This is a genomic window from Nocardia thraciensis (assembly GCF_054782435.1).
Window position 1 is genome coordinate 1 of sequence record NZ_BAAGSM010000028.1, and the last position, 18,622, is coordinate 18,622.

Annotated in this window: 20 protein-coding genes; 11 read left to right on the top strand and 9 right to left on the bottom strand. The window is 68.2% G+C overall.

Annotated elements, in window-relative coordinates; translation table 11 throughout:
• Positions 1-60: 60 nt before the first annotated feature.
• Complete coding sequence (locus tag ACYVLQ_RS18450) at positions 61-1,488, bottom strand: sensor histidine kinase (RefSeq protein ID WP_460698729.1); 1,428 nt, start codon at positions 1,486-1,488, stop codon at positions 61-63.
• Positions 1,481-2,158: a response regulator gene (locus ACYVLQ_RS18455; protein WP_460698730.1), complete on the bottom strand. Its 678-nt coding sequence runs from the start codon at positions 2,156-2,158 to the stop codon at positions 1,481-1,483. Before ACYVLQ_RS18455 ends, ACYVLQ_RS18450 begins: the two co-directional genes overlap by 8 nt.
• Positions 2,159-2,276: 118 nt before the next feature.
• On the opposite strand from ACYVLQ_RS18455, the gene ACYVLQ_RS18460 reads away from it, so the two are divergent.
• On the top strand, positions 2,277-2,618 hold the full coding sequence (locus ACYVLQ_RS18460; RefSeq protein ID WP_460698731.1) for a PepSY domain-containing protein: 342 nt from the start codon (positions 2,277-2,279) through the stop codon (positions 2,616-2,618).
• Positions 2,619-2,755: 137 nt separating this feature from the next.
• Here ACYVLQ_RS18460 and ACYVLQ_RS18465 read toward each other — a convergent pair whose 3' ends face one another.
• The 5 genes from ACYVLQ_RS18465 to ACYVLQ_RS18485 all read right to left on the bottom strand — a co-directional run bounded on the left by ACYVLQ_RS18465 (position 2,756) and on the right by ACYVLQ_RS18485 (position 7,585).
• The gene (locus ACYVLQ_RS18465) at positions 2,756-3,736 is read right to left on the bottom strand and encodes an aldo/keto reductase (RefSeq protein WP_460698942.1); all 981 of its coding nucleotides are present in this window, start codon (positions 3,734-3,736) and stop codon (positions 2,756-2,758) included.
• A gap of 193 nt (positions 3,737-3,929) precedes the next feature.
• The gene (locus ACYVLQ_RS18470) at positions 3,930-4,091 is read right to left on the bottom strand and encodes a hypothetical protein (RefSeq protein WP_460698732.1); all 162 of its coding nucleotides are present in this window, start codon (positions 4,089-4,091) and stop codon (positions 3,930-3,932) included.
• 195 nt (positions 4,092-4,286) lie between these two features.
• Complete coding sequence (locus ACYVLQ_RS18475) at positions 4,287-4,733, bottom strand: MarR family winged helix-turn-helix transcriptional regulator (protein WP_460698733.1); 447 nt, start codon at positions 4,731-4,733, stop codon at positions 4,287-4,289.
• Positions 4,730-6,436 carry an MFS transporter gene (locus tag ACYVLQ_RS18480; protein WP_460698943.1) on the bottom strand — a complete coding sequence of 569 codons (1,707 nt, stop codon included), beginning with the start codon at positions 6,434-6,436 and terminating at the stop codon, positions 4,730-4,732. The genes ACYVLQ_RS18475 and ACYVLQ_RS18480 overlap by 4 nt, the downstream gene beginning before the upstream one ends.
• Before the next feature lie 267 nt (positions 6,437-6,703).
• A complete protein-coding gene (locus ACYVLQ_RS18485; RefSeq protein ID WP_460698734.1) occupies positions 6,704-7,585 on the bottom strand; it encodes a LysR family transcriptional regulator in 882 nt (293 codons plus the stop codon).
• A 115-nt stretch (positions 7,586-7,700) separates the two neighbouring features.
• Here ACYVLQ_RS18485 and ACYVLQ_RS18490 point away from each other — a divergent pair, with 115 nt between their 5' ends.
• The 5 genes from ACYVLQ_RS18490 to ACYVLQ_RS18510 all read left to right on the top strand — a co-directional run bounded on the left by ACYVLQ_RS18490 (position 7,701) and on the right by ACYVLQ_RS18510 (position 12,721).
• Positions 7,701-9,143, top strand: coding sequence for a form I ribulose bisphosphate carboxylase large subunit (locus tag ACYVLQ_RS18490; protein ID WP_460698735.1), 1,443 nt, complete (start codon positions 7,701-7,703; stop codon positions 9,141-9,143).
• Positions 9,144-9,159: 16 nt separating this feature from the next.
• Positions 9,160-9,582: a ribulose bisphosphate carboxylase small subunit gene (locus tag ACYVLQ_RS18495; RefSeq protein WP_460698736.1), complete on the top strand. Its 423-nt coding sequence runs from the start codon at positions 9,160-9,162 to the stop codon at positions 9,580-9,582.
• A gap of 158 nt (positions 9,583-9,740) precedes the next feature.
• Complete coding sequence (locus ACYVLQ_RS18500) at positions 9,741-10,715, top strand: AAA family ATPase (RefSeq protein ID WP_460698737.1); 975 nt, start codon at positions 9,741-9,743, stop codon at positions 10,713-10,715.
• Between the two features lie 3 nt (positions 10,716-10,718).
• Positions 10,719-11,795 carry a class 1 fructose-bisphosphatase gene (locus ACYVLQ_RS18505; protein WP_460698738.1) on the top strand — a complete coding sequence of 359 codons (1,077 nt, stop codon included), beginning with the start codon at positions 10,719-10,721 and terminating at the stop codon, positions 11,793-11,795.
• Between the two features lie 47 nt (positions 11,796-11,842).
• Positions 11,843-12,721 carry a phosphoribulokinase gene (locus ACYVLQ_RS18510; RefSeq protein ID WP_460698739.1) on the top strand — a complete coding sequence of 293 codons (879 nt, stop codon included), beginning with the start codon at positions 11,843-11,845 and terminating at the stop codon, positions 12,719-12,721.
• Positions 12,722-12,725: 4 nt separating this feature from the next.
• Here the strand turns inward: ACYVLQ_RS18510 and ACYVLQ_RS18515 are convergent, their stop codons facing one another.
• Positions 12,726-13,460: a YoaK family protein gene (locus tag ACYVLQ_RS18515; RefSeq protein ID WP_460698740.1), complete on the bottom strand. Its 735-nt coding sequence runs from the start codon at positions 13,458-13,460 to the stop codon at positions 12,726-12,728.
• Between the two features lie 355 nt (positions 13,461-13,815).
• Here ACYVLQ_RS18515 and ACYVLQ_RS18520 point away from each other — a divergent pair, with 355 nt between their 5' ends.
• Complete coding sequence (locus ACYVLQ_RS18520) at positions 13,816-14,232, top strand: NUDIX hydrolase (protein ID WP_460698741.1); 417 nt, start codon at positions 13,816-13,818, stop codon at positions 14,230-14,232.
• 119 nt (positions 14,233-14,351) lie between these two features.
• Positions 14,352-15,725, top strand: a complete 1,374-nt coding sequence (locus ACYVLQ_RS18525) for an APC family permease (RefSeq protein WP_460698742.1) — start codon at positions 14,352-14,354, stop codon at positions 15,723-15,725.
• Positions 15,726-15,731: 6 nt separating this feature from the next.
• Here the strand turns inward: ACYVLQ_RS18525 and dinB are convergent, their stop codons facing one another.
• Positions 15,732-16,991, bottom strand: coding sequence for a DNA polymerase IV (gene dinB / locus ACYVLQ_RS18530; protein WP_460698743.1), 1,260 nt, complete (start codon positions 16,989-16,991; stop codon positions 15,732-15,734).
• A gap of 86 nt (positions 16,992-17,077) precedes the next feature.
• Here dinB and ACYVLQ_RS18535 point away from each other — a divergent pair, with 86 nt between their 5' ends.
• The 3 genes from ACYVLQ_RS18535 to ACYVLQ_RS18545 all read left to right on the top strand — a co-directional run bounded on the left by ACYVLQ_RS18535 (position 17,078) and on the right by ACYVLQ_RS18545 (position 18,614).
• The gene (locus ACYVLQ_RS18535; RefSeq protein ID WP_460698744.1) at positions 17,078-17,773 is read left to right on the top strand and encodes a TetR/AcrR family transcriptional regulator; all 696 of its coding nucleotides are present in this window, start codon (positions 17,078-17,080) and stop codon (positions 17,771-17,773) included.
• A 99-nt stretch (positions 17,774-17,872) separates the two neighbouring features.
• Entirely contained in the window at positions 17,873-18,058 is a 186-nt protein-coding gene (locus tag ACYVLQ_RS18540; protein ID WP_460698745.1) for an aromatic-ring hydroxylase C-terminal domain-containing protein, read from the top strand.
• A gap of 73 nt (positions 18,059-18,131) precedes the next feature.
• On the top strand, positions 18,132-18,614 hold the full coding sequence (locus ACYVLQ_RS18545; RefSeq protein ID WP_460698746.1) for a hypothetical protein: 483 nt from the start codon (positions 18,132-18,134) through the stop codon (positions 18,612-18,614).
• Positions 18,615-18,622: the final 8 nt, after the last annotated feature.

Consider the following 18,622-nt stretch of genomic DNA (forward strand, 5'->3'; position numbering starts at 1 on the left):
CGCCAAACAGGCCCACTACCAGCGCCGACACCGATTACATTACAAAGTGATGCTGGAGTACTAGGCGAGTGGCAGGGTCACCAGGAATCTCGCGCCGCCCTCGGCACTGTCCTCCACGCGGATCTCGCCCCCGTGGCGGTCGACGACATCGCGGACGATGGCGAGGCCGAGACCGGCGCCGCCCTCGTCGCGGCTGCGGGCGTCGTCGAGGCGGACGAAGCGGCGGAAGATGCGCTCCCGGTCGTCGGGCGAGACGCCGGGGCCGTCGTCGGAGACCGCCAGCACCACGGAGCCTCCGGTGTGGTCGAGCGCCACCCGGACCGACCCGGCGGCATGGCGCTGTGCGTTGTCGACGAGATTGGTCAGCACGCGGCCCAGCTGCGTACGGCTGCCGAGCACCGTGGCGGGCCCGTCACGCAGGTCCATCCGTACCGGATGGCGATCCCCGATGCGGTGGGCGAGTTCGTCGCGCACCAGGGCGGCCAGCTCGACCGGTTCGCGCCGGGGCAGTTCGCCCGCGTCCAGACGCGCCAGCAGCAGCAGGTCCGCGGCGAGGTGTTCGATCCGGACGGTGTCGGCAATCAGCCCGTCCATATCGAGCAGGCGCGGGTGCGCCTGGGCGACCTCGAGTTGGGTGCGCAGGCTCGCGATCGGGCTGCGCAGTTCGTGCGCGGCGTCGGCGACGAACCGGCGCTGGCGTTCGGCGGACTGCTCCAGGGCCGCGAGCGTGGTGTTGGTGGTCTCGGCGAGGCGGGCGATCTCGTCGCGGGAATTCGGTTGGGGGACACGGCGACTCAGGTCGCCGCCCATGATCTCGGCGAGTTCGCGGCGGATCGCCTCCACGGGCCGCAGCGCGCGCCGGGTCACCAGCCAGGCCACCGCGGCGACGAGGGCCAGCAGCAGCGGCAGGCCGAGCAGCATGGCGTTGCGGGCCCCGGCGACCGCCTTGTCCGCGGTGGCGAGCGAGGATCCGGAGTAGATGGTGACCTGCTGCCCGGTGGGCATCGTCGTGGCGAGGGCCGCGACGCGGAAGTCGTGGCCGCCGGTGTCGTCGTCGGCGATCGGCAGCCGCATATCGCGGAATTCGACAGGTTGTTCCTTCGGCGCGGGCGTCGGCCGTTCGTCGTCGTCATCCTCGTCGTCATCGTCCTTGCCCGAGGACGCGAAATCGGTCATCGGCGGCTGGCCGCGCAGATCGTCGTCGGCGGCCAGGACCCGCCCGTCGGCCGAAATGACTTGCACCGGTTGACTGTCCGCGTCGGGGAGCTCGAGCGCTCCCGGGTCGGCGCCGCGGGCCAGCTGCGCCTCGACCTCGCGGGCGGTCATCTCCGCCTGCACGCCCGCGCTCTCGACGAGGTTGTGCCGCAGCACCGCCAGCACGACCGCCCCGGCCGCCACCAGCCCCACCGCCACGACCACGGCGGCGGCGACGGCCGTGCGGGCCCGGACCGAACTGAACCACCGCCACCGGCGCCGCAACTCAGCCACGGTCGGCCACCAGCCGATATCCGGCGCCGCGCACCGTGGTGATCGATCGACGGCCGAACGGCGCATCGATCTTGCGGCGCAGCGCGCTGATGTACACCTCGACGATGTTCGGGTCGCCATCGAAGGCGAAATCCCAGACATGTTGCAGGATATCGGCTTTCGACACGATGGCCCCCGCGTGCACCGCGAGCTGCTCCAGCACCGCGAACTCCTTCGCGGTGAGCGCCACCTCCGTGCCACCGCGGTGACAGCTGTGCGTGTTCGGGTCCAGCGTCAGGTCTCCCACGGTCAGCTGGGCCGCGCCGCCACGGGTGCGGCGGCGCAGCAGGGCGCGAATGCGGGCCAGCAGCACCACGTAGGAGAACGGCTTGCTCAGATAGTCGTCGGCGCCGGTGTCCAGGCCCTCGGCCTCGTCGTATTCACCGTCCTTGGCGGTGAGCATCAGCACCGGCGTGTCGTCGCCCGCCGCGCGCAGGGTGGCGCACACCTGGTAGCCGTTCATGCCCGGCAGCATGATGTCGAGGATGATCAGGTCGTAGTCCTCGGTGGTGGCCAGGTGCAGGCCGTCGGCCCCGTCGTGCGCGACGTCCGCGGCGAATCCCTCGGCCGCCAAGCCTTTCGCGAGCGTGTCGGCCAGGCGTTTCTCGTCCTCGACGATCAGCAAACGCATGGGCACCAGCCTGACAGATCGTTCCTGAAGACGATTTCAGGTGGGTTCAGGTTGCCTTCAGCCGCGCGGTGCGACGGTGGTGACCGCATTCGAGATCATTCGGCACAGGAGGTTGATCATGGCAGTCGTTGTCCGCCGGGCACTGGGCGCCCTGCGTTGGGTTCTGGTCGGAGCCGTGGCCATCGCACTCATCGGTGGCGGCGTCGCGCTCGCATCGCTCGGCACCGAGGGACGTGCCGGGGCCGCCCCGGCCGCGAACCCGACGATCACCCAGGAGCAGGCCACCGCCAAGGCGCTCGAGGCCGTCCCCGGCGCCACGGCGCAGCACGCCGACCTGGACCACGACCGCGGCGCCACGGTGTGGGAGGTCGATGTCGTGGGCACCGACCGCATCGAATACGAGGTGCGGGTCGACGCCAACTCCGGTGCGGTACTGTCCACCAACCGCGACGACGACTGACGGTAAATACCCGGCGCGGGCCGGTTGCGCGAGGCGTGCGCAACCGGCCCGCTGCCGTGCGGGAGGACGGAGTCGACCGCGCCGTCCCTCCGGACCCTGGTGCGCCGCAAGGGGTCCGGTCGATAAGGTTGCCGCCGTCATTTACCGGCGGCGCGAGCGTACTGCTCGGGGTACCGGGCGCCCGCGACGGCGTCGGCCGGAGCGGCCTGCTCGATGCGTGCCAGATCGTCGGCGGTGAGCTCGATCTCGGCCGCGGCGACATTCTGCTCGAGGTAGGCGCGGCGCTTGGTACCCGGGATCGGGACCACGTCGACGCCGCGGCTTTGCACCCATGCCAGCGCCAATTGCCCTGCGGTGACGCCCTTTTCGTCGGCGATCTTGCGGAGCGCGTCGACGATGGCCAGGTTGCGGTCGAAGTTGCCGTCGGCGAAGCGGGGGAGGTTGCGGCGCATATCGTCGGCGGGCAGATCGGCCGTGGAGGTGACCGCGCCGGTGAGGAAGCCGCGCCCCAGCGGCGAGAACGGCACGATGCCGATGCCCAGCTCCCGGCAGGTGGGAACCACCTCGGCCTCGATCTCGCGGGTCCACAGCGACCATTCGCTCTGCAGCGCCGTCACCGGATGCACGGCGTGCGCGGCGCGGATGGTCGCGGACGCCGCCTCGGAGATGCCGAGATGGCGCACCTTGCCCGCGGCGACCAGTTCGGCCAGCGCGCCCCAGGTCTCCTCGATCGGCACGTTCGGGTCGACGCGGTGTTGGTAGTACAGGTCGATGTGGTCGACGCCCAGCCGGGCCAGCGATTCGTCGCAGCACCGCTTGACGTAGGCCGCGTCGCCCCGCGCGCCCATCGAGCCGTCCTCGCCCCAGACGATGCCGAACTTGGTCGCCACCACCGCCCGGTCGCGGCGATCGGCGAGGGCGCGGCCGAGCAGCCGCTCGTTGGTCTCGGGTCCGTAGACGTTGGAGGTGTCGAACAGCGTGACGCCCAGGTCCAGCGCGCGATGGATGGTGGCGATCGACTCGTCGTCGTTGTCGCGCACGCCGTAGGCCTGGCTCATGCCCATGCAGCCGAGCCCCTGCGCGCCCACGGTCAGCCCGCCGAGTTTCCTGGTCGCGATCATGCGGGAGTCCTCCTAGATGACACCGGATTGGCAGCGTGAGCGCTCGCTCACCTGCTCCGACGCTACGACCTGGAGTGTGCTCCAAGTCAAGTTCGGGCTGCCACCGCCGCTCCGGCGTGCCCCGCACACCGCGACCCGTCGTTCCGGCGCAGGCCGGATTATGCTGCCGACCTCCGCAGGAACGACGGATTCAGGGCTGCTGCGGGGCCGAACGCCGGTCCGCGACCGGGGGCTGCATCACCTTCTGCCACCACGACGAGAGCGGGCTCGGCTCGGGCCATACCACGGCGTCGTCGGCTGTTTCGAGGTCATCACGCGGGTCGATGGGCGTGGTGTTGAAGCGGACAGTCATCACGGTTCTCCTCCGGAAAGCAGTACCGAGCTCCGAAAGCCGCGCTGCAAAGTGGGGTCTCCGGGAGCTCGAACCTCCGGCCCACGACTTTGTGAGCAACCCAGATCTTTTGTCTGCAGGAAGTAGTCTTTTTCTATCAGAAATATCAAATCCGCGCAGCCACAATGGCATCCACGCGTGAGAAAGTGAGCTGTCTTACTCGTCGAGCAGGTCGACCAGTTTCGTCATGGCGGTCGTGAGCGCGGCCCGCTCGTCGGCGTGCAGGTCGTCGAGGGCGTCGGCGAATCGCTGGATCCGGGCCGAGGTGAGCCCGTTCACGAGCGCGCGGGCGGGCTCCGTGGCCGACAGCAGCTGCGCGCGCCCGTCGACCGGATCGGCGGTGCGCACGATGTAGCCGACCTTCTCCAGCGCCGAGACGATCCGCGACATCGTCGGCGCCGTGACGCGTTCGGCGGCGGCGAGGTCGCCGAGCCGCATCGGGCCGGTGCGGACCAGCGTCGCGAGCGCGGCCGCCGACCCGGGGCTCAGCGACCCGAGGTCGCCGGAGCGGCGCAGCAGCCGAGTGATCCGGCCGAGGGCCATGTATAAGTCGGCCGCCTCTGCTAGCTGCTCGGCGCTGCGCGCGCGCTCCCGCTGGATCATCCCTTTTTCGCTCCTACGCCGGTCACTGCCGGATCGGCATTGTGCGTCTCCGTAAGTATGCCCGTGCCCTCGCGGTCGGCCTGCGCCAGCTCCGCCTGCTCGTCGACGACGTACTTGTTGCCCGCGAACCAGGACGCGACGGCCCCGATCAACATCATGATGGCCGCGCCGAGGAATACCACCACGAGGCCGGAATGGAACGGCCCGGAGATCAAATGCGGGAAGAACTCCTGTCCGGTGAGCACGTCGGCCTGCACGCCCGGCTGATCCAGCGTGCCGCTGGGGCCCAGCAGCTCCTCGAACGGGTTGTAGCCCAAGAAGGTGGCGAACAGGCTGCCCACCGGCGGCATATCCGCCATCTCGCCCGCCACCTGCGCCGAGACCCCCTGCTCGCGCAGGCCGGAATCCATTGCGCCGGGCAGCGTTCCGGACAGCCCGACGATCATCAGCGAGAAGAAGATGCCGATCGACAGCGCCATGCCGCCGTTCATCAGGGTGGCCCGCATGCCCGAGGCGACGCCGCGCTGCGAGGCCGGGACCGCCGACATCACCTCGGCGGTGTTGGGCGAGGTGAACATGCCCGATCCGAGGCCGTTGAGCAGGATGATCAGCGCGAACAGCCAGTAGTTGAAGTCGACCGGGATCACGACCAGCAGCACGAAGGTGACGGCGACCAGCGCCAAGCCGCCCGCGGCGAACGGGCGGGCGCCGTACCGGTCGCTGAGCCAGCCCGAGATCGGGCCCGCCACCAGGAAGCCGACGGTGAGCGGGAGCATGTAGATCCCGGCCCACAGCGGCGTGCTCTCGAAGTCGAAGCCGTGCAGCGGCAGCCAGATGCCCTGCAGCCAGATGATCAGCATGAACTGCAGGCCGCCGCGCCCGATCGACGCCATCAGCCCGGCCAGATTGCCCAGTCCGAAGGTGCGATTGCGCAAAAGAGACATCTGGAACATCGGTTGGCGCACTGTGGTCTCGATGACGCAGAACGCCGCCAGCAGGGCGATGCCGCCGATGACCGCGGCCAGCACCCAGGGGTTGGTCCAGCCGGTCTTGGAGTCGCCGTGCGGCTGGATGCCGTAGGTGATGCCGGTGAGCAGCGCGGTCAGGCCGAGCGCGAAGGTGAGGGTGCCGGGCAGGTCCAGTGAGCCGGGGGTGCGGGTGCCGAAGTCGTGCAGCGACCGGTAGGACCACACGGTCCCCAGGATCCCGATCGGCACGCTCACCCAGAACACGGCCTTCCAGTCCCATTCCGAGAGGATGCCGCCGATCAGCAGGCCGAGGAACGAACCGGCCACCGCCGCGACCTGATTGATGCCCAGCGCCACGCCGCGCTGCCTGGCGGGGAAGGCGTCGGTCAGGATCGCCGCGGAGTTGGCCATCAGCATGGCGCCGCCGACACCCTGGACGATCCGCCAGACGATCAGCCACAGCGCGCCGCCGCCGAGGTCGAACGGATCGAACGACAGGGCGATCGCCGAGAGGGTGAACACCACGAAGCCCATGTTGTAGATGCGCACGCGGCCGTACATGTCGCCGAGCCGCCCGAACAGCACCACCAGCACCGCGGAGGTCAGCAGGAACCCCATCAGCAGCCACAGCAGGTAACTGACATTGCCGGGGGAGAGCGGGTCGAGATGGATGCCGCGGAAGATCGCGGGCAGCGAGATGATCACGATCGAGGAGTTGATGGTGACCATGAGCATGCCCAGTGTGGTGTTCGACAGCGCCACCCACTTGTAGCGCGGGTGGTCGCGGTCCACGCGGAGCCGGCGGCGGAGGGTCTGCACGTCGCCGGAGTCGACGCCACCGGCGGGTTGAGCGGAGGTCAAGAGTGTCCTTCCCGGAGGGCAGCAAGCGGATAAACCTCCCGGTAATATAGTTGCCGTGCACTAACTAAATAAATACGACGGCGGATGGAATTTGTCACACCGCGCGCGCCGGCAATAAGGTCGGGGAGGGAGTGGTGGGCCCTACTGCTGGTGGGTGCGGAATGCGGCGGCGCCCACCCGGTCCGGATCGGTGAGGTGGCCCAGGAACAGTTTGGCGGCCGGGGTCGGCGTGCGGGTGGTGACGGCGTGCCAGGGGCGGTCGAGGGGTGTGCCGTCGACCTCGGGCAGCTCCAAAATTCCTGTGGCTATGTCGTTTTCGACGGCGTCGCTGTGAATCAGGGTGACGCCCAGGCCCTCGCGCGCCGCCGCCAGGACGGCGCCGTGGGAGCCGAGAGTGAGGGTGGGCGGGCGGATCTGCAGCCGGTCCAGCAGGGCAAGGGTGGTCTCGCGGGTGCCCGAACCGTGGCCGCGCAGCAGCCATGTGGCGGCCAGGGGATCCGGGCAGTGGCCGGGGGCGCCGACGACCACCAGGCGGCTGGGGCGGCGCGCGCGGACGACGAGCCCGGCCTCGCGCGGTGGTCGGCCCGCGATCACGAGATCGGTTTCGTGGTGCAGTAATTCGAGGAACAGGATGTCGCGGGGCTGAATCGACAACCCGACCTCGATCTCCGGATAGCGGTCGCGAAAGGACACCAGCGGGCGCAGCAGCACGTACTCGCCCGCGGTGGCGACGACGCCGATGCGCAGCCGCCCCGTCTCGGCGCGGCGCACCGCGGCCTGCGCCTCCTGCATCAAACCCAGGATGCTGCGGCAATATTCGGCGTACACGCGCCCGGCCTCGGTGAGCGCGATTCCGCGTCCGGATTTCGCGATCAGTTTGGCGCCCAGCTGTTTCTCGATGTGCGCGACGGCGGCGGAGGCGGCGGCCTCGGTGATGTGCAGTTGCGCGGCCGCGCGGCGGATGCTGTTGTGTCGGGCCACGGCGAGAAAGGTTTCCATGCGAACCGCGCTCACCGTTCCCATCGTCAGACGGTAGCAAACTCAACGAACCGGTTGAGCGAGACGAGAAACAATCGAATTGTTCGGTGGCACAGCCCCGGTCATTCTGGATCTGCAGCCCGGCGAACAGGAGCAACCGATGGCCGACGAATCCACCCGCGACCGCTGGGATCCGGGAGTTCAGTCCTACGCGTCGATGGGATACTACGACGCCGACTACGCACCGAGCGATACCGATGTGCTCGCGGTATTCCGGGTGACGCCGCAGCCGGGCGTCGACCCGATCGAGGCGGCCGCGGCGGTGGCGGGGGAATCCTCAACCGCTACATGGACTGTCGTCTGGACCGACCGCCTGACCGCGCACGACCGCTACCGCGCCAAGTGCTACCGGGTGGAGGAGGTCCCGGGGCGGTCGGGGGAGTACTTCGCCTACGTCGCCTACGATCTCGATCTTTTCGAGGAGGGTTCGATCACGAATCTGACCTCCTCGGTGATCGGAAATGTCTTCGGATTCAAACCGCTGCGAGCGTTGCGGCTGGAGGATATGCGCATCCCGGTGGCCTACGTCAAGACCTTTCAGGGGCCGCCGCACGGCACGGTGATGGAGCGGGAGTATCTCAATAAATACGGGCGGCCCCTGCTGGGCGCCACCGTGAAACCGAAACTAGGCCTGTCGGCGCGCAACTACGGCCGGGTGGTGTACGAGGCGTGCAGAGGCGGTCTCGATTTCACCAAGGACGACGAGAACATCAACTCGCAACCGTTCATGCGGTGGCGGGATCGGTACCTGTACGCCATGGAGGGCGTCAACCGGGCCGTCGCGGAAACGGGAGAGTTGAAGGGCCATTATCTCAATGTCACCGCCGCCTCGATGGAGGATATGTACGAGCGCGCGGAGTTCGCGAGATCGCTCGGCGGCGTGATCATCATGATGGATCTCACGGTCGGCTACACCGCCATGCAGTCGATGTCGCACTGGGCGCGGCGCAACGGCATGCTGCTGCATCTGCATCGCGCCGGGCATTCGACCTACACGCGGCAGAAGACGCACGGCGTCAGCTTCCGGGTGCTGGCCAAGTGGTGCCGCCTGATCGGGGTCGACCATCTGCACGCGGGCACCGTGATCGGCAAGCTCGAGGGCGATCCGCATACGGTGCAGGGCTTCTACGACACGTTGCGGGACAACCACATTCCGGCGAATCCGCGCAACGGCATCTTCTTCGACCAGGACTGGGCGAGCATGCCCGGCGTGCTGCCGGTGGCCTCGGGCGGCATCCACGCCGGGCAGATGCACCAGCTGGTGGACCTGTTCGGCGACGACGTGGTGCTGCAGTTCGGCGGCGGCACCATCGGGCACCCGATGGGCATCGCCGCGGGCGCCGAGGCCAACCGGGTGGCGCTGGAGGCGGTGGTGAAGGCGCGCAACGAGGGTCGCGATCTGCTGAAGGAAGGGCCGGACGTGCTGCGCCGCGCCGCGGCGGTCTGCGGCCCGCTCGAAGCGGCGCTGACGACCTGGGGCGATGTCACCTTCGAGTACACCTCCACCGACGCGCCCGACGCCGTGCCGACCGCCAACCGCTGAGAGCCGAGGATTCGCCATGTATCTGCGCCAGGGAACGTTCTCCCACCTGCCCGAACTCACCGACGCCGAGATCGCGGCCCAGGTGCGCTACGCCCTGCTGGCGGGCTGGCCGGTATCGATCGAGTACACCGACGACCCGCATCCGCGCAACACGTACTGGGAGATGTGGGGTCTGCCGCTGTTCGATCTGGACGAGCCCGACGGGGTGCTCGCCGAGCTGAACGCCTGCCGGAATACGTTCCCGCAGCACTACATTCGCGTGAACGCCTACGACGCGAGCTACGGCAGGCAGACCACGGCGCTGAGCTTCGTGGTGCAGCGTCCGCCGGACGAACCCGGATTCGTGCTGACGCGCACGGAATCCGACGACCGCCGCCAGCACTACGGATGGCACGCATACGCGACAGAACTGCCCACCGGGCGGCGCTACGGCGGCTGAGTCGCGAAGAAGTAGGCGACGGCTGAGTCCGCGCGTGGAGACGGCGGCCGAGCCCGCCGAGAGAAGTCCGAACAGGGGTGGCAGCCTTGATCCCGGAACGCCAACCGGCACAGAATGATCGAGAACCTGCGCTCGACCGGCGGGTGTCCGGATTCCGCATGCAGCGGCCGGGTAATACGGGTAACGGCGTCCCCGAGCCGCCGAGAAACGGTGCGCCGAGCGGTGTTTCGGGTGAGCCATCGCTCGACGCCGAACCGCTGAACGACGATGCGCTGCTGGACCTTTCGACGGACCTGGCCGGGCAGCGCGTGGAGGACACGCTGGCCCGCGTGGACGTGGAACTGGTCGGCCTGGCCGGGGTCAAGCGCCGTGTTCGCGAGATCGCGGCGCTGCTGCTGGTCGAGCGGGCTCGCGAGCGATTCGGCCTGGCGGCCGCGCGCCCGACGATGCATATGAGCTTCACCGGCGGTCCCGGCACCGGCAAGACGACCGTGGCGCTGCGCATGGCCGAACTGCTGCACACCCTCGGCTACATCCGGAAACCGAAGGTGCACACGGTGACTCGCGACGACCTGGTGGGCCAGTTCATCGGCCACACCGCGCCCAAGACCAAGGAGGCCCTGGCCAAGGCCGCGGGCGGGGTGCTGTTCGTCGACGAGGCATATTACCTGTTCCGGCCGGAGAACGAGCGCGACTACGGCCAGGAGGTCATCGAGATCCTGTTGCAGGAGATGGAAACCGAGCGCGCCAGCTTGGTGGTGATCTTCGCCGGATACCCCGACCGGATGGAGACGTTCTTCTCGGCGAACCCCGGGCTGTCCTCGCGCGTGGCCCACCACATCGAATTCCCCGACTACACCCACGACGAACTGCGGGCGATCACCGACCTCATGGTGGACGACCTGCGTCTGCGCTTCGACCCGGACGGCGCCGAGGCGTTCGCGAAATATCTCGAACTGCGCATGGCCCGACCGCGTTTCGCCAACGGGCGCAGCGTCCGCAACGCCCTGGACCGCTGCAGGCTGCGGCAGGCCAAGCGGCTCGTCGACCTGGACCGGCCGCTCGGCAAGGCGGACCTCACCACGCTCACCGCCGCGGATGTGTACGGCAGCAGCGTATTTCGCAGGGAGTAGCACATGCCCGAGGGACTCGAGACGCTCACCCGGTATACGATCGAGCAGGAGCACCGCCATCCCGGATCCTCGGGCGAGTTCTCCGCGCTGTTGAACGTCCTGGCCACCGCGACGAAGATCATCGCCAACCAGGTCACCCGGGGCCGCATCGTCGGGTCCCTCGGCGCCCAGCCCGCCGAGAACCTGCCGCCGACCGTGCATCGCCGACTGGATGCGATCGCCAACGACATCATGGTCGCCGAATCGCAGTGGACCGGGCCGCTGTCGGCGCTGCTGTCGGAGCAGATGGACGACTTCCATCCGGTCCCCACCGAATATCGCCGAGGCAAGTATCTGCTGGCGTTCGACCCGCTCGACGGATCCTCCAATATCGACGTAAATCTCCCTGTCGGAACGATTTTCAGCGTCCTGCGCGCGCCCGAGGACGGGCGATGTCCCGAGGCGGTGGACTTCCTGCAGCCCGGCGTGCGCCAGGTATGCGCGGGCTTCACGCTGTACGGCCCGGCCACGATGCTGGTGCTCACCACCGGCAGCGGCGTGGACGGCTTCACCCTGGACCGGGAGATCGGGGCGTTCGTGCTCACCCACCCGCGCCTGCGAATCCCCGAGGACACTTCGGGTTTCGCCATCAACGCCGCCAACGAGCGGTTCTGGGAGCGGCCGGTGCGCCGTTACGTCCACGAATGCTTGGAGGGCGTGGAGGGCCCGCGGGGCCGCGATTTCAATATGCGCTGGGTGGCCTCGCTGGTCGCCGACACCTTCCACATTCTCACCCGCGGCGGGGTCTACCTGTATCCGTACGACACCCGCTGTCCCGAACGGCCGGGCCGGGTTTCGCTGCTGTACGGCGCGAATCCGATCGCGTTCGTGATCGAGCAGGCGGGCGGCTGGGCGACCACCGGCGGGGAACGGGTGCTCGAGGTGCGGCCGCGGGAACTGCATCAGCGGGTGCCGCTGATTCTGGGCTCGCGCAACGAGGTCGAGCGGATCGAGCGCTATCACCGCGAACCCGAGGAGGGGCCCAGTTTCGATGCCTCCCTGTTCGGTACGCGTTCGCTGTTTCGCCCCGGACGCCATTGAACGTCGGTGCGCGACACCGAATGTCACCGCAGCACAGTGGAGGTGCGATGTCACTGAAGCATCCCGTGGTCGCCATCACCGGGTCCTCCGGCGCCGGGACCACCAGTGTCACCAAGACCTTTCAGGAGATCTTCCGGCGGGAAGGGATCACGGCCGCCATCGTGGAGGGCGATTCCTTCCACCGCTTCGACCGCAACGCGATGAAACTGGCGATGGCCGAGGCCGAGCAGCACCGCGATCTGCACTTCTCGCATTTCGGTCCGGAGGCGAATCTGCTCACCGAGCTCGAGACGCTGTTCCGCGATTACGGCGAGACCGGTGTCGGGTTGGTTCGGCACTACCTGCACGACGAGGCGGAGGCCAAGCCCTACGGCCAGGAGGTGGGCACCTTCACCCCGTGGGAGGAGCTGACGCCGGGCAGTGACCTGCTGTTCTACGAGGGCCTGCACGGCGCCGCGGTATCCGGCGGGATCGATGTCGCGCAATACGCCGATCTGCTGGTGGGTGTGGTGCCGATCATCAACCTGGAGTGGATCCAGAAGGTCATTCGCGACAAGACCGAGCGCGGGTATTCCAGCGAGGCGGTCATCGACACCATCCTGCGGCGCATGCCCGACTACGTGAAGTACATCTGTCCGCAGTTCTCCCGGACCTACGTGAATTTCCAGCGGGTGCCGACGGTGGACACCTCGAATCCGTTCATCGCGCGCACGATTCCGACCGCGGACGAGAGTTTCGTGGTGATCCGTTTCGCGGATCCGAAGGTGATCGACTTCCCGTATCTGCTGTCGATGCTGCACGATTCGTTCATGTCGCGGCCGAACTGCATCGTGGTGCCCGGCGGGAAGATGGACCTGGCAATGCAGCTAATCTTCACCCCGCTCATCCTGCGGCTGATGGACAAGCGGCCCAAACATCTCGTGTAGATCGTCAGTTCCGGTCGCGCTCGGGCACCCGCAGCTCCTCCTCGTGGTCGCGTGCCCAGCGCGGGTCGGCGAACCAGGTGTAGGCCGCCACGATGGCCGATCCGATCACCGCGGTGTAGAGCATGTCGCCACCGTCGATGACGAGGCTGATCAGGCCGCCGATGACGGCGCCGCCCGCGAAGGAGCCGTACTGCACCGCGTAGCCGAGCCAGTCGCGCGCGGTGCCGCCGGACAGGTGGCGCTCGATGCCCTGCGCGAGCTTGACCAGGGTGCCGGTGACATACGTGACCGGAATGGACACTTCGCCGTTCTTCACGAACGAGGTGTTCAGCGACCCCATGGCGAAGGCCACGAACAGGATCGGCGCGAGGCCCAGATCCTTGTCGTGGTCGGCCAGGATCTGATCGAGGATCGCGGCGATCGCCAGCACGAGCGTGGCGAGCATCGTGGCGCCGTGGGGGTGGTTGCGCCACCAGTGCCTGCGGCACACCGAGGCGACGATTACACCGACCGCGAAACAAACGATCAGCGCCAGCGCGCCGCCCGCCAGGGTGTGATCGCCCAGAAAATTGCCGAGAATCGCCCGCTCGGTATTTCCGGTCATGAAGGTGACGAAGTATCCGGCAGAATGGGTGTAGGCGGCGGCACCGACAAAGCCCGCCAGCATCGAGAGCACTGCCGACAGCCGGGTCTCGAGATTCCAGAACGGTTCGGGGAGATCGGTCTGTTTCGGAGTCACAGCGACAGGCTAGCAACACATGCGCGATGATGCATGGTTCAACCACGTGATCGGGCCGGCTGTCGCGGGGCATGGTGCGGGTCACGTGGGATCAGGTGTTCGCATGGCGGATGCGACGGCGGTGGCAATGGGACGCACTCCGAACGAGCGGTGAGGTTCGTGCGATCGCCTTTGAACTCGTCGTAGTTCTGGGCGGCGCGGGTGAGCTGGAAGATTTGGGTGCGGGCCCCCGCAGGGGGATGGGGTCGGTGGCCCGCGCGTCACACAATGCCGTGTGTTTGCCGAAGATCACAGGGACTTCCGTCCCTTCCGGGGGTGGCCGGAGGACCCCATCGAAAATCGGTAGGCTGCACCGATGCGGACCGAACCGGGGCAGCGGCTCCTCGACACCGTGGCGTGGGTGCTGATCGAGGACGGGCGGATTCTGTGCGCGCGGCCGCACGGGAAGGACGTCTTCTTCGTCCCGGGTGGGAAACGCGAGGGCGCCGAGAGCGATCTGCAGACACTGCTGCGCGAGATCGACGAGGAGCTGACCGTCGCGCTCGACCCGGAGACCGTCACGCACGTGGGGACCTACGAGGCCGAATTGCCCGGCGCCCCATCGGGTCTGGTCCGCATGGCGTGCTACACCGCCGACTATGCCGGCACCCTCGAGCCCAGCAGCGAGATCGACGAGATCGCCTGGTTCGGCTACACCGACCGCGCGCTCGTACCTCCGGTGGACCAACTGCTGTTCGACGATTTGGCCGCCGCCGGGTTGCTGCCCGCCTGAGACTCGCCCGGCGTACGTAACGAATCGTCGACTCCCGAATACTGCCCCCGCGAAACGGGTAAATTCCAGTTTTAAATGCGCGGGCTGCCGGCCGCGCCGGGGAATTCGAGGGAGTCAGCATGACCGAGATCGTCGCGAACCCATCCGACCAGAATGCCGAACCCCAGCTCAAACGCGTCATCGGCCCGGGATTGCTGCTGCTGTTCATTGTCGGCGACATCCTCGGCACCGGTATCTACGCACTGACCGGGAAGGTCGCCGGACAGGTGGGTGGTGCGGTCTGGGTTCCGTTCGTGGTCGCGTTTCTGGTAGCGCTCATCACCGCGTTCTCGTATCTGGAGCTGGTGACCAAATATCCCCACGCCGCCGGGGCCGCGCTGTACACGCACAAGGCATTCGGCATTCAATTCCTCACGTTCATGGTCGCTTTCGCGGTGATGTGCTCGGGTCTCACCTCCGCGTCGACGGGCGCTCGCGCATTCGCCGCCAATTTCGCCGCGGCCTTCCGCCTGGATCTGAGCACGGGGGTCGGGGTCACGCTGGTCGCGGTGGCGTTCATGCTCGTGGTCAGTGTGGTGAACCTGCGCGGCGTCGCCGAGAGCGTCTGGTCCAACGTCGTGCTGACCTGCGTGGAGCTGACCGGCCTGCTGATCGTCGTCGGAATCGGCCTGTGGGCCTTGGGTTTCGGCGACGGCGATTTCAGCCGCATCACCGAATTCGAGACCGGGCACCGGAGCGCGCTCGGCGGCGTCATCGTCGCCACCACGCTGTCGTTCTACGCGATGGTCGGGTTCGAAGACTCGGTGAACATGGCCGAGGAATGTAAGGAGCCGAACCGGATCTTCCCGAAAATTCTACTGACCGGCCTCTGTATCACCGGTGTCGTGTACGTACTGGTGTCGATCACCGCCGTGGCACTCGTGCCGCTGCAGGAATTGAAGGTCGGGGATACGCCGCTGTTGAAGGTGGTGGAAATCGGCGCGCCCGCTTTCCCGACGCGAATCTTCGCCTTCATCACCATGTTCGCTCTCGCCAATACGGCATTGATCAACATGATGATGGCGAGCCGATTGCTGTACGGCATGGCGCGGCAGGGTGTCGTCCCGCAGGCGCTCGGGCGGGTGCATCCGTTCCGGCGCACGCCGTGGGTGGCGATCGTATTCACCGCGCTGCTGGCGATCGGCCTCATCACCTTCGTGGGCGAGGTGCCCGAACTCGGCGGGACGACGGCGCTGTTACTGCTGGCGGTATTCACCATCGTGAATATCGCCGTGCTCGTGCTGCGGCGGGACCCGGTGGAGCAGCGGCACTTCCGCACTCCCACCGTGCTGCCCGTGGTGGGCGCGGTGACGTGCGGCTTCCTGGTCACGCCGTTCACCGATCGCAACAACGAGCAGTACGCCATCGCCGCCGTGCTGCTCGGGATCGGGGTGGTGTTGTGGGCGGCGACGCATCCGGCACTGTTGCGGCGGTTGCGGCCGACCCGGCGGTGAGCCGCCTCAGTCCGGCAGCAGCGGCACCGATAGCCCCTCGCCACGGCCGAGCAGCGCGGCGCGGGTGACGGTCCCGACGCCGAATCGGTCGCGCAGACGGTCCAGGGTCTCATCGAGGGTGGCGCCGCTGCGCGGCTCGAAGGGGAGCGTGAGCTGGAGGTTGTCGGCATCGTCCAGGTTGGTCAGCGACAGGCCGATCAGGGTGAGCCCGCGCTCGTGAATCATCGGCATGGCCGCCGCGAGGAGATCACGGGCGGCGCGCAGGATCGTGGCGCTGTGATCGGTCGCCTCCGCCAGGGTGTGTGAGCGGGTCGCCCGGGTGAAATCGTCGAAACGCAAGCGCAGCACCACGGTTCGGCAGACTCGGTCGGCGGCGCGAAGGCGATGCCCGAGCCGGTCGGCCAAGCCGTGCAGATAGGCCTCGACCTCGTCGGGTGTGCGAGACCTGCGACCCAGCGCGCGCTGGGCGCCGATGGACCGGCGGCGGCGACCGGTCTCGACGCGGCGCGGGTCCCGGGCCCAGGACAGCGCGTACAGGTGCCTGCCCGCCGCGGGCCCGAGGATGGACGACAGCGGGCGCTCGCCGAGTTCGGCCAACTGCCCGATCCGCGTGATGCCGTGGTCGCGCAGTTTGGCGGCGGTGACTTCGCCTACGCCCCAGAGCCTTTCGACGGGGAGGGGGTGCAGGAAGTCCAGTTCGCCGTCCGGCGGCACCTCCAGCAGGCCGTCCGGTTTCGAGACCGCGCTGGCCACCTTGGCCAGGAACTTGGTGCGCGCCACGCCGACCGAGATGGGAAGGCCCACCTGCTCGCGCACAACGGCGCGCAGCCTGCGGGCGATGTCTACCGGCGCGCCCGCGATCCGCCGCAACCCGCCGACGTCCAGGAACGCCTCATCGATCGAGATGCCCTCGACCTCGGGCGTCGTATCGCGGAAGAGCTCGAACACCGCCTTGCTGGCATGCGAATACGCCGACATCCGCGGCGGCACGACGATCGCGTGCGGGCAGATCCGCAGCGCCTGACCGGCATTCATGGGAGTGCGCACCCCGAGCGCCTTCGCCTCGTAACTGGCCGCCAGCACCACCCCGCCACCCACGATGACCGGCTTCCCCCGCAGCCACGGCGCATCCCGCTGCTCCACCGACGCATAGAACGAATCCAGATCCGCATGCAGGATCGACGCCTCCGCCCGCGCCGCCATCCGCCTGCGAACCCCACCCACCGGCTCACGGCTGGGTGCGGAACGATCATCGGACACGAACATATGTTCGCATGGATCCGTCTCTCGTGGCAGGCGCACCGCCGCGGTGTCCGCTACGTCACACCGAACATGTTCGTTACGGTGGTGATGTGCGTGATGAACCGAGAATTGCCCGCAGTCGCCGGGAGCGTCCGGCCAAGCCCGCGTTGACCCGTGCGGGCATCGTGGCGGCGGCGGTCGCGGTGCTGGACGCCGAGGGTTTGGAGAAGGTGACGATGCGGCGGTTGGCCGCCGAGTTGGATACCGGTGCGGCGTCGCTGTACGTGTACTTCCGCAACGCGGCGGAGCTGCACGCGGCGGTGCTGGACGAGTTGCTCGCGGCGGTGGATCTGAGTCCGGTCACGGCCGAAGGCGCTTGGGGGGATCGGCTGCGGCAGGTGCTCTGGTCGTACGTTCGGGTTCTTGCGCGGTATCCGCCGCTGGCCGATTCGGCGCTGCTGACCAGGCCGTCGGGCGCCCGCTACCTGGATTTGGTGGAGGCCGTGCTGGCACTGCTGCGCGCGGGCGGCCTCGACGATCGGCGGGCGGCCTGGGCGGTCGATGTCCTGCTGCGGTTCGCCACCGCGACCGGAGCCGAGCAGGCGGTCCACGACGCGAACCCGGACGACGACGCCGAGCGGATCGCGCTCGCCGCCGCTGTCGAGAGCGCGGACGCCGAACGCTACCCGCGCATCCGTGCGCTGGGTGCGGACCTGCTGTCCGGCCCCGGGGAAGTGCGCGGCGGGTGGGGTCTCTCGGTGCTGATCAACGGGATTCGCGCCACTCCGCGCCCCGATCCGGAGTGACACGCGACGCGCGAAGGAGCGCACCATGAACACCGAAACATCGAAACCACACCGGTTCGCATCGTCGGCTCGCGCCGGGATCACGGTGGGCGACAAGGAATGCTCGACGCCGTCCCGGTCGACGGCCACAGCTTCCATACCGCCTACGGCCTCGACAGCACCGGCGCGAGCCTCGTTCGCCCCGACGGCTACATCGCCTGGCGTGCCGCCACAGCCCCCGACGACCCGGCTCCGGCCCTGACCGACGCTCTCGCCCACGTCGCCGCACCACGCCAGCGGGAGTAGCCGATGACCGAGGCACACGCGATCCGCCTTCCCGCCCCGACCCGGTAACAGGCTCGACCGAAGGGATACCGCAATGCACAACACGCTCATCGCCGCCCTCGGCGCCGTGGGTGCGTGGCTGCTGGTCGCCGGACCGCTGCATCAGGCCACCATCGAACTGCGTGAGCAAGGGCTCACCGACCGAACCAGCTTCCCCGCCGAACTGCTCGGTCCGCAGCACATCTCGCCATGGTGGTGGCTACTGCCTCCCGTCGCGTACTGGAAACAACACCGCGAACGCGAACGGACGAAGCAGCTCGCGCTACGAACCATGTCCACCGAGCAGATCCAACGCATGCTCGCCTTCTCCAACACCGCCCTCGGCTGGCTGTTCGTCGCGGCCGGTGCGACCCTCATCGCCATCAAGGAAACCTACGAACTGGTCGAGATCGCCCACTGGCCCCAAGTCTGGACCTGGGTCATCGTCGTCGCCGCGCTACTGTTCGCCGTCGGCAACGCCGCACTACAAACCTCCCGCACCCGCCACATCCTCGCCGCCGCCACCACCGAGCCCTAACCGAACAG